The sequence below is a fragment of the Barnesiella sp. CU968 genome (assembly GCF_905219685.1).
Lineage (GTDB): Bacteria > Bacteroidota > Bacteroidia > Bacteroidales > Muribaculaceae > Lepagella > Lepagella muris_A.
Genome location: NZ_CAJMXD010000260.1, coordinates 1 through 4176, shown reverse-complemented (window position 1 = coordinate 4176; position 4176 = coordinate 1). Strand labels below are relative to the sequence as shown.

Annotated in this window: 2 protein-coding genes and 1 pseudogene; all 3 read left to right on the top strand. The window is 44.7% G+C overall.

What is annotated here, in order from left to right:
* Positions 1 to 126: 126 nt before the first annotated feature.
* On the top strand, positions 127 to 1413 hold the full coding sequence (locus JX312_RS09845; RefSeq protein WP_204457868.1) for a DUF4493 domain-containing protein: 1287 nt from the start codon (positions 127 to 129) through the stop codon (positions 1411 to 1413).
* 18 nt (positions 1414 to 1431) lie between these two features.
* Positions 1432 to 3666: a PCMD domain-containing protein gene (locus JX312_RS09840; RefSeq protein WP_204457867.1), complete on the top strand. Its 2235-nt coding sequence runs from the start codon at positions 1432 to 1434 to the stop codon at positions 3664 to 3666.
* Positions 3656 to 4176 (top strand): annotated as a pseudogene (locus tag JX312_RS09835) (hypothetical protein); the annotation flags it as partial. The gene JX312_RS09840 and the pseudogene JX312_RS09835, both read left to right, overlap by 11 nt.

Sequence of the window (4176 nt, the reverse complement as noted above, 5' to 3'; positions counted from 1 at the left end):
CTACAAGGCGTTTGCAAAGGGATCGGAGCTGATTATTGATGATGTCAGGCTCGGATATGATCCTCCGGCTACGATGAGGCCGGTAGCTAAAAAATCAAAATCCATTAAATGAAGTTAATAAAACAGATGAAATTAAGATATAAACATATATTTCTCTCTGTGGCTCTCCTGACTGGAGGTTGTAGTAAGGAAGCCCCGTTCAATATTGTGACAGAAGAAGGGGAAGGTCAGATTCTTAAAAGCGCGTTGAATGTGGATTTGCGTGACGGTGAATTGGATCAGACAATTGTCAGAGGTACGCGTGGCGATATTGTTTATGATGACTTTAAAGTTACGTTTACAAAGGATGGGGCTTCGGCACCTACATCAACTTATCGTTATGGTGACATGCCGGAGATCGTGACTCTCGACAAGGGTGCTTATGTTGCCACTGCCACATATGGTGAAAATCTTGATGCCGAGTGGGAGAACCCTTATTATGTAGGTCGTTCGGATGCATTCTCTATCAAGCCTGGAGAAATTACAGATAATGTTGGAGAAATAGTTTGCCGTCTTGAGAATATCAAGGTTTCCATAAATTTTGCTCCGATTCTGACACAGCAAATGGATGAAAGTTCGTTTGTTGAGGTCAAAGTTGTTTCCGGAGATCACGATGCGAAAGGTCTGAGGTTTACAAAAAGTGAGGAAAACCGGGGAAGTGCAGGTTATTTCCGTTACGTAGAGGGTGTTTCGCTCGTTGCAACCTTCAATGGTCTTGTAGAGGGTGTAAAGGTTTCCGAAACAAAATCCATAGCAAAGGTAGAGAAGGGCAATCATTACAAGATTACGTTCAAACTCCATACTCAAGGAGGTGAGAATCAGGGCGATGCCAATGTGGATATGAAAGTGGACGCGAGCGTCACTGTAACGAACGTTGAGCGCAATGTAGATCTTGAAGAGGATGAGATCCTTGATGATAGCGAGCGCCCGACTGAAGGTCCGGAGACTCCGGGAGGTCCTGATAATCCAGAACCGCCAACGCCAGCGGAAGGACCGGTAGTGGAAGCGGAGGAGCCGATAAATCTTGATGGGGTTAATGATGTCGATGCCGATTCGCATGTAGTGTTGAACATATCAAGTGAGACCGGAATAACTGAATTTAAGGTGAATATCATATCTGAAGATCTTGCGGGACTTGTTCCTGACGTGCTTGACCTTGTTGAACCTGGTGATAATCTCGAATTGCTACAAGGTCTCGGACTTTTGGGTGACGGCAAGACCACTGTGCTGAATGATAAGGAAGTTAAATTTGACGTTTCCGGGTTCATGGTGATGCTGTGCGGTTTAGGATCGGATAAAAATCATACATTCAAGCTAACTGTTGGGGATTCCTCCGGAACTGTAGAAAAGGAGCTTCGTCTTCACACTAAGTAAGGAACAGCTATGAAAAATATGAAAAAATTCAAAATATGGGGAGCAGGTCTGATTCTTGCGTTAGCAGGACAGGCATGCGTATCGGAAGATCCGTTTTCATCCGGTGGCGAGGGAACACTCAAGCTTTCTGCGGAAATCAGGAGTGAAATCACTACGAGGGCTGGTGACTTGACATCGGATCCAACTCTCCGCGATAAGTGCGTGGTATATATTGAGACTTCCCGCGGTCTTATTCGCAAATTTAAAGGTCTTGATAACATTCCAGAACTGATTTCCCTTAAATCCGGGAAATACCTTGCTGAAGCTTGGACAGGAGACAGCGTGTCTGCCTCTTTTGGAAGTAAATTCTATCGAGGCATGCAAGAGTTTACTATTGCGGATGGAGATAACAAGGCACTTTCATTGAAATGTAATATAGCAAATGTTGTAGTGTCTGTTAATCCGGATGCGTTGTCTCTTGGAATTACCGACCTGAAAGTTACGTTCAGTCACTCTCGGGGAAGTTTGGAATTTACGGAAGATAATATTCGTGATGCCAAAGGGTATTTCATGATGCCGAATGCCGATAAGAATTTATCGTATAAGGTTGAAGGCTTAAAGGCAGACGGCACGCCTATAAAGAAAGAAGGCATCATACAGAATGTGGAAAGGGCACATGAGTACGTGCTCAATATTACAGCCGAAGCGGGGGGTAATAACCAGGGAGGTGCCTTGATAAAGATCAGGATTGATGATATACCTTTGATAGAGGAAGTTGTGGAGATTTATGGCCGTCCCACTATCGAAGGTGTAGAGTTTAATATAGATGAGCAGGTGGTCGGTATTCCCGGCACTCCGGAGGGCGAGAAGAACGCATTTACAGACAAGATCGTATATGTGCGCGGATATGAGGGGATCTATCGTCTGCAGCTTCGTGGCGGACAGAATTTTCAAGAGTTGGGTCATATCATCGCTGATCTAAATTTGATTCAGTCTGATATAAATAAGGCTGAACTTGAGGCGCATGGTATCACATGGGATGGACCGAACGATGTTTATGATGCGGCTACAGGCAAGAGGATGGCAGAGATGCGCATTACGTTTAAAAAGGCGTTTTTTGACCATTTGCCGCAGAAGGATACTGAATACAGGCTTGATATTATAGCACGCGACAATCAGGCGCAGCCTAAAGACAGGACCAAGACACTGCGGGTTGCTACTTCCGAGGCTGCGGTGGAGGTTAAGGCACCGGTTGAGGCCGCTCCCGCTCCGGATCCGGAGAATGAACCGATGGCTGTATTGTCAAAATCAGCGACACTGACAGGATATGTTATGGCTGAAGATGCTACGGATTATGGTATTAAATATCGTAAGCAAGGCGATTCGGAGTGGATCAGAGTTGCTGCGCAAACTACCCGTGCTGCAAGGACTGAGTTTACGGTATCCCTGACAGGGCTTGAGCCTAATACTACTTATGAATATGCGGCTTATGCTTCCGGATATGATGATGGAGAGATTCAGACTATCACCACTGAAAGTGTCTTTGTCATTCCTAATTCATCAATGGAAGAGTGGGGAGAATATCAGGCATCTACTCCCTTGGGTACAAAAACTGTCAAGTTTCCGGGTACGGAACGTAATTTTTGGGATTCAGGCAATGCGGGTGCAGCTGCAGCTAATGATATATTGACTGAACCTTCGTCAGTCATGATTAATTCGGGAGCAACTTCGGTGAAGCTTACTTCGAAAGAATGTGGTTTGCTGGGCATCAAAAAGTTTGCAGCCGGTAACCTTTTTGCAGGGGAATATGTGAGGACAGACGGCACGGATGGCGTTTTAAGTTTTGGTCGCCCATACGATGGGTCTCATCCCTCGAAGTTAAGTGTGTATGTCAATTATCGTCCTGCAGTTGGAAGTGGCAAAGGTGCCAATGACAGCTATATCGCATCCGGACAGATGGATCAAGGTCAAATTTATGTGGCTCTTTCCACTGAAGCGGTGGAAATTAGGACCAAATCGTCGAACCAAAAGCTTTTCAACCCCGATGACGCATGTATTCTTGCCTATGGTCAGCTGACTTTGACTGAGAATTTTGGACCGGATGGAGGATTGGAAAAGATCGAGATCCCTATTGAATATTATGACAGGGCAAAGAATCATAAGCCTAAATATCTGGTAATTGTTTGTTCTGCATCCAAATACGGTGATTATTTTAGCGGAGGTCCCGGATCAACAATGTATCTTGACGATTTTGAATTGATTTATGACAAGTAATATTAGCAAATACCTTATGATAACGGTTTTGACTCTGTGCGCTTTTGGCGCGCAGAGTCAAATTGCGTTAGAAGGCGTTCCTGTTTTTCCTGATTCAGTGGAAGGCGGTTCTTGTCGGGAACACAGGGTGGAAATGCGCCAAGACACACTTCATATCACTCCCGCGATGGTTGAGGAAATGCAACACAACAAACCTGTCGATGAGTTTGAAATGGATATGGAGAGTGTAAAGTTTGTTCCCAAAGGACAGTGGGTGACAGGTATATCTGTTTCATATTCACAGTCTACGCAAAATAAATATCAGTTCCTTATCCTTGAGAACATATCCGGAGATACTTATTCTTTTAAGGTTTCTCCAATGGTATGCTATATCTTCAAGGATGACATGGGTGCCGGAGGGAAGTTTTCTTACAACCGGTCGTTGACAAAGTTGGAGAAGGCGGATGTGGTTCTCGATTCGGAAACAAGTTATGGTGCCGATTGTCTGTATTCATTGTCGCATAATTATTT

What these genes read in the sequence shown, in the direction of transcription:
- JX312_RS09845 (WP_204457868.1), top strand. Translation starts at nt 127, where the DNA reads ATGAAATTAAGATATAAACATATATTTCTCTCTGTGGCTCTCCTGACT.
- JX312_RS09840 (WP_204457867.1), top strand. Translation starts at nt 1,432, where the DNA reads ATGAAAAAATTCAAAATATGGGGAGCAGGTCTGATTCTTGCGTTAGCA.